Genomic DNA, 6,358 nt, shown 5'->3' with positions numbered 1-6,358 from the left:
TTTCAAACAGGTTTTGCCATTCTTGGTCGGTACGTCGTTTTGCCATTTCAGATCTCCTTGAGATTAGGGGATTTGATCTTAGGACGTACCGATATTGATTAAAATGTGGGGTTTATGATGCGCTTACATTCATTCTTAGTCGATTAGTCGATAGTCCATAACAAGCTTCTCGTACCCCAAGCCGTACCTAGGGTGATTTTTGCCACAATTAAAAACCTTTGAATCTCTTATTTAATGCGCTCTAGAAGAACGCCTGCTTCCATATGGTGGGTGTAAGGGAATTGGTCAAATAGAGAAAAACGGGTCACTTTATGTGTTTTGCCTAGAATGTCTAAGTTATCTTTTAGAGTTTCTGGATTGCAAGATATATATAAAATACGCTCATAACCTTGCACCATTTTACACGTATCGATATCCATTCCTGAGCGCGGAGGATCAACAAAAATGGTGTTGCAGTTGTAGCTTTGTAGATCAATATTGGCTTGTTTTAGACGGCGAAATTCACGCTTTCCTTCCATTGCCTCAGTAAAATCTTCTGCTGACATACGGATAATTTGTACATTGTCGATCTTATTTGCCGCAATATTGTACTGTGCCGAATCAACCGAGGGTTTCGCTAGTTCAGTCGCGAGTACACGCTCAAAATTTTGTGCTAGTGCTAATGAAAAGTTACCATTACCACAATACAGTTCAAGTAAGTCACCGCTACTATCTTGGGTGCAATCTACCGCCCATTCCAACATTTTTTGCGCGACTTTACCGTTGGGTTGAGTGAAGCTGTTCTCGACTTGTTGGTAGATATAGCTATCGCCATTCACATTCAGTTTTTCTATCACGTAATCGCGATCAAGCACCACTTTCATTTTGCGTGCTCGACCAATTAGGTTGAGATTAAAGCCTTCATCATTCAAACGTTGTTTTAACGCTTTGGCGCTTTCAATCCATTCTTCATCTAATTGACGATGGTAAAGCAGCGATACCAGTACTTCGCCGCTTAATGTTGAGAGAAAATCGACTTGGAAAAGTTTACGGCGCAGGGAATCGCTGCCTTTTAATGCATCCGTTAATAGTGGCATTAGATCATTGATTAAACGGCTTGCGGCTGGAAATTGGTCAACACGGTATTTTTCACGCGTTTCTTGATTGAACATGACGTAGTAAAGGTCTTCCCCTTCGTGCCAAATACGAAACTCAGCTCGCATACGATAGTGCTGCTCTGGTGATTCAAACACTTCCAATTCTGGCACATTATAGTGTGCAAACATTTGGGTGAGACGCTCTGTCTTTTCCGCCAATTGCTGTTGGTAGTGTTGTGGGTTTACATCAAGAGTAGCCATGGTATTACCTTTCTTCGGGTATGGTGCATTCAAATAAAGAGCGCAGATTTTATTCAATCCCTCGCGCTTGTCCAGTTTTGTGCAGAATTAACCACGCATTGGCATTGTAAAACTATAGCTTATACTAATCTTTCTCTAGACAAATAATAGATAGAACAATAGTATCGCTTCAGCTGGTGCTGTCTGGAAGTGTAGACGGCTGAAAAAGGGAATCTGGTGCAAAACCAGAACTGACGCGCAGCGGTAAGAGAGAACGAAAGCTCAAATGACACTGCATAAGCGATGTGGGAAGTCGAGTGACTAGGTGGCGATGCCGAGCTCTTAAGTCCGAATACCTGCCAGCAACTGAATCGTTAATTACCCAGATGGGGGATTCGGTAGGACTTACGCGACTTAGGATACAACATGAACAAATCCCTTTTAGCGATTGCTGTAGCATCGCTGTTTTCACCTATCCCCAATTTACACGCCCAAGAAGCATCTACTGACGAAACCATGGTGGTTTTAGCTCGTAGTGATTTTAATAATTCAATTGACGATATACCAGCCAATGTAACTGTTATTACATCAGACGATATAGCTGCGAGTGGAGCTAAAAGTTTAGATACATTGCTGCGAGCTAGAGCAGGAATTCAAGTTTCTGATACTAGCAGCGGGCCATCATTCTCATTACGCGGTTTTACTGGTGGGCAAGCTGCTAACAATACACTGATCCTAGTTGATGGACGTCGTATTAATAAGCAAGATTTGTCAGCTCCGCAGGTTAGTTCAATATTAATTTCTCAGATAGAGAGGGTTGAGATACTGTCGGGTAGTGCTGGTGTGCTTTATGGGGATCAAGCCGTAGGTGGTGTTATTAATATAATCACTAAAGGGGCTTCAGAAGATGGTGGTAATTTGTCAGTTAGCGCTGGCAGCTTTGATTCCTTTGCTGGCAACGTTGATGTTTCTAGAAAACTAAACGAGCAATGGAGTTTGTTCTTTAGTGCTAGTCAAGATAACAGTGACAACTATAGAGATCATAATGCTCGTGAGACTGGAGCATTATTAAGCCGATTGAATTATAAGCAGGATTCAACTGAATTTTTTGTAGAGGCTAGTTACTACGATAATAATCGAGAGTATGCTGGCTCATTGACAGAGGAGCAGTACAAGAATGATCCGACACAAGCCGCTTCTGCGAATCAAACAGATTATTCTCATGAAATCACCCAAGCATTTAGAGCTGGTTATAAGCAAGATGTGAATGAATCTTGGGTCTTAGGGACTGATGTTATTTACGATAATACGTCTGGTTCAGGCTCTGCATGGGGAAGCTCAACGATCAGCGATAGTAAGCAATTATTTGGTTCAATAAAGCTGGAAAATCAGTTTTCAACAGGATCCGGCGAAGGTAATGCTTTATTAGGACTTGAAGGGGCAAACCGTGATCATTCTTATAAATCATCTTCCACCGAGCGTTCGAATGAACAAGATACTTACAGCGTCTTTGGACAAGTTAACTACCCACTTCTTGATGATTTAACTCTTACAACCGGCGCACGTTATAGTGCAATTGAAGATAAGATTTTTGATGCAGCTATATACCCAAATAAAGAGAAATTAACAGAGGCACAGGATGCTTATGAACTTGGGGTTAATTATAACGTTAGCGAATCACAACGCATTTATCTACGAGGCGAGACAAATTTTAGGTTCGCTAAAATTGATGAACAAGCCTATACCTCTCCTGGCGTCCTTGGTCTAAAGCCGCAAACGGGCAAATCAATTGAAGCTGGTTGGGGGTTAATTGAGAACAATTATAGTCTCAGAGTAGATGTGTATAACTTACAGCTTGAAGATGAAATTATTTTTGATAGTAGTGCTCCCACTCCTATTGGGGGCGCTTTTACTGGAGCTAATGTGAATGCAGATGAGTCGGAGAGAAATGGCTTTACGGTAAGTGGTGATCTATATGCTACCGATTCGGTTTTGTTAGGTTTGGAATATAGTTTCATTGATGCTGAATTCTCTTCTGGCGATGACAAAGGTAAGAAGCTACCTTGGGTTGCCCGAAATTCAGGGCGTGCATTTGCAACCTATGACATTAGTTACAACTGGCAAGTTTTTGTTGAAGGTGTCTATACTGGTACTAGATTTAAAGACGGTGATACATCAAATAGTTTGGCAAAGCTTCCAGCCTATTGGTTGAGCAACATTGCTGTTAATTTTTCTCAAGATGTATGGTCGGCAGGACTTCGTATAGATAATGCATTTGACGAAAAATACCCTGCGAATGCCAATAATTGGGGGGTATATTACCCTGGTGATGGTAGGAAAGTCATTTTGACTGGCGCCTATAAATTCTAATTTACACATCAAACCGCCTTCGGGCGGTTTTTCAATTAGTGAGTTTCACCATGAAAAAGAACGTCATTATCAGTTGGTCGAGTGGTAAAGATTCTACGCTGACTTTAGAGCGCTTATTAGCGATACAGATTATAACGTAGTTGGGCTTTATACCACGTATGTGGACAACGAAGTGCCTTTCCAAGCAACGCCGCTGCATGTGATTGACTTACAGGCTCAATTGGTTGGTTTACCTATTATCAAAATAAAATTACCCGAAGTGTTTCCGAGCAATGAGGTTTATCAATCAACCATCATAAACGCTCTGAAATCGAGTGACTTAGAGATCAACGCCGTTGCATTTGGCGACATTTTTTGTAATGGCATTGCTGATTATCGTAAAAGCTATATTGAACCTGCTGGTTGGGAATGCGTATTGCCATTGTTGGGGGAGAGTAGCCGTGCGTTGGCGGATGAAATGATAGGCTGTGGTATTAAAACGATGATCGTGACGACTGATGGGCAAGCTTTAGAACCGAAATTTTGTGGTCAGTGGTATGGAAATGAGTTTCTTCAATCATTGCCACTGAGTGTCGATCCATGCGGTGAAGATGGTGAGTTTCACACTTTAGTCACTGAAGCTCCATGTTTTATCCATGGTTCGCTGCAATTAACTCTCACACACCTCGAAGAGGGGGAGCGTTTCTGTCATCAAAGATACCAGGCAAGAATATTGCCAATTGATAAAGAGCGAGTATGATCAAGACGTTTTCATTTCTAGGTAGCCAGCGTGTCACAACAGTCTCATCATAATGTGCTTATCTTTGATTCCGGTGTCGGTGGATTATCTGTCTATCAAGAAATACAAGCGCAATTGCCACAGTTAAATTACACCTATTTGTTTGATAACGAAGCGTATCCTTACGGTGAGTTAGATCAAGAAGTATTAATTGAGCGTGTTCTCACTTTGGTTACTCAGGTTGTTGAGCAAGATAATATCGATTTAGTCGTGATTGCTTGTAACACCGCAAGTACAATTGTCTTGCCGACATTACGTTCTTGTCTTTCGATTCCTGTTGTTGGAGTCGTTCCGGCAATAAAGCCAGCGTCATCGCTAGCAAATAAAGCCGTAGGACTTATCGCTACCCCCGCTACCATTACACGCCAATATACTCATGACCTAATTCGAGATTTTTCATCGGATAAAAATGTCGAACTATTAGGCTCTACTCGGCTTGTCGACATGGCAGAAGAGAAACTACGAGGTAAAGCGGTAGATTTGGTCGAGCTAAAAGCCATACTGCAGCCTTTGGTTAATCATATTGACGTTGCAGTACTTGGCTGCACACATTTCCCACTGATAAGGGAGGAGATTCAAAGCGTATTAGGGAATAAAGTATTGCTGGTGGATTCTGGAAACGCGATAGCCCGGCGTGTTAAAGAGTTGCTTGGGGTAGAAAGTGAACCGCAATGTCAGATAAAGCACTACAAAATTTTATCGAGTGCGCTTCCTTGGGAAGAAAACGCGCTCAATAGCCGACTGGCTCACTTAGGGTTTAGTCCTGTTCAAACATTTCGCCGTCAGGATGTTTAGGGTCGTTCGCCACGCGTACTTTTAGGGTACGTTGCATGTAGTCTTTTTCATTTAAGGCTGCAATTGCAGAATCAACATCTGAAGATGCCATTACTACAAAGCCAAAGCCCCGTCTTTTTCCAGTGCGTTTATCTTTCATCAAGCGCACAGCAAACACTTCTCCTTCTTTAGCAAAAAGTTCACGGACATGGGCCTCGTTAGCTTTGTATGGCAAATTTCCGACATACAAAGTTTTCGTTGAGAGTTTTGGATCCTCATCGGTTACTGTGCTGTTGCCACAAAATTTAAAAACAAAAGCTGAAGAGACAACACCAAGTACGAAAGTAATTGCGGGAGATAGCGCGACCAGAGAAAAGACGATAGCGCCTATTATTGCAAGAGATGCAATCAGTAAAGTCGATTTATTAGAGTTCATATTGGAATACTACATATCAAAATAAAAGAAGATAGATGTCTAAGCCTAACAAAATAGACAAATGAATCTTACGTACAAGCTTGGTGTTTTGCCAACCAATTGCTGTGATAGCCTTCAAATGTTGAAGTTTTATTCAATAAAACGCGACATTGGTTGGTTTTTGGTCGAACAAAAAAGAAATTTCAAAAAGTACTTGTCACCTTCTAAATCATCCCTATAATGCCGCCTCACTGACACGGAGTGAGACGAACCTCACAAGCGAGTTGGAGTTTAAAAGAGAATAGAAAGTTTAAAAATAACCCTTGACTCTTAAAAACTAAAGCGTATTATTCGCACCCCTAACGACGCGGGCTTAATGGTTTGGTCGGTAGGAAGCGCTCTTTAACAATATAAACCTATCAATCTGTGTGGGCACTCGTTGATGATAATCGAAAAAGATTTATCAATGAACTGAGTGACCAATCAAAATCAAGTTTACTTGATTTTGGCACAGTCAATTCATTGTTGTTCTGTTGGAGCAACAATAGCTTTAAAATTACTTTTTACTTTCGAGTAAAAGCAGTTTTGAAGTCAGTATTCATTGAGCCGGTCTTAGGACCAACAAAACTTTAATTGAAGAGTTTGATCATGGCTCAGATTGAACGCTGGCGGCAGGCCTAACACATGCAAGTCGAGCGGTAACAT

At 41.4% G+C, this 6,358-nt stretch carries 4 protein-coding genes, 1 rRNA gene, 1 pseudogene and 1 riboswitch; of the genes and pseudogenes, 4 read left to right on the top strand and 2 right to left on the bottom strand.

The window, feature by feature from the left end; translation table 11 throughout:
• Positions 1-227 precede the first annotated feature (227 nt).
• Positions 228-1,337, bottom strand: coding sequence for a tRNA (uridine(54)-C5)-methyltransferase TrmA (gene trmA / locus AACW06_RS18515; RefSeq protein WP_192076201.1), 1,110 nt, complete (start codon positions 1,335-1,337; stop codon positions 228-230).
• A 157-nt stretch (positions 1,338-1,494) separates the two neighbouring features.
• Positions 1,495-1,694: riboswitch (cobalamin riboswitch) on the top strand.
• Positions 1,695-1,742: 48 nt separating this feature from the next.
• Between trmA and AACW06_RS18510 the strand changes: the two genes are divergently transcribed.
• The 3 genes and pseudogenes from AACW06_RS18510 (at position 1,743) to murI (ending at position 5,259) form a co-directional block, all read left to right on the top strand.
• A complete protein-coding gene (locus AACW06_RS18510) occupies positions 1,743-3,686 on the top strand; it encodes a TonB-dependent receptor family protein (RefSeq protein ID WP_192076200.1) in 1,944 nt (647 codons plus the stop codon).
• Between the two features lie 50 nt (positions 3,687-3,736).
• A pseudogene (locus tag AACW06_RS18505) lies at positions 3,737-4,425 on the top strand (ATPase).
• A 30-nt stretch (positions 4,426-4,455) separates the two neighbouring features.
• Positions 4,456-5,259, top strand: a complete 804-nt coding sequence (gene murI, locus AACW06_RS18500; RefSeq protein ID WP_192076199.1) for a glutamate racemase — start codon at positions 4,456-4,458, stop codon at positions 5,257-5,259.
• Here the strand turns inward: murI and AACW06_RS18495 are convergent.
• Entirely contained in the window at positions 5,222-5,674 is a 453-nt protein-coding gene (locus tag AACW06_RS18495) for an RNA recognition motif domain-containing protein (RefSeq protein WP_053311450.1), read from the bottom strand. The genes murI and AACW06_RS18495 overlap by 38 nt on opposite strands.
• 609 nt (positions 5,675-6,283) lie before the next feature.
• Between AACW06_RS18495 and AACW06_RS18490 the strand changes: the two genes are divergently transcribed.
• Positions 6,284-6,358: ribosomal RNA gene (locus tag AACW06_RS18490) — 16S ribosomal RNA — on the top strand; the annotation flags it as partial.

This window comes from Vibrio sp. S12_S33 (assembly GCF_963889785.1).
Lineage (GTDB): Bacteria > Pseudomonadota > Gammaproteobacteria > Enterobacterales > Vibrionaceae > Vibrio > Vibrio aestuarianus.
Note: the sequence above shows the minus strand (reverse complement) of the source record. Positions and strands in the feature narration are given on the sequence as shown.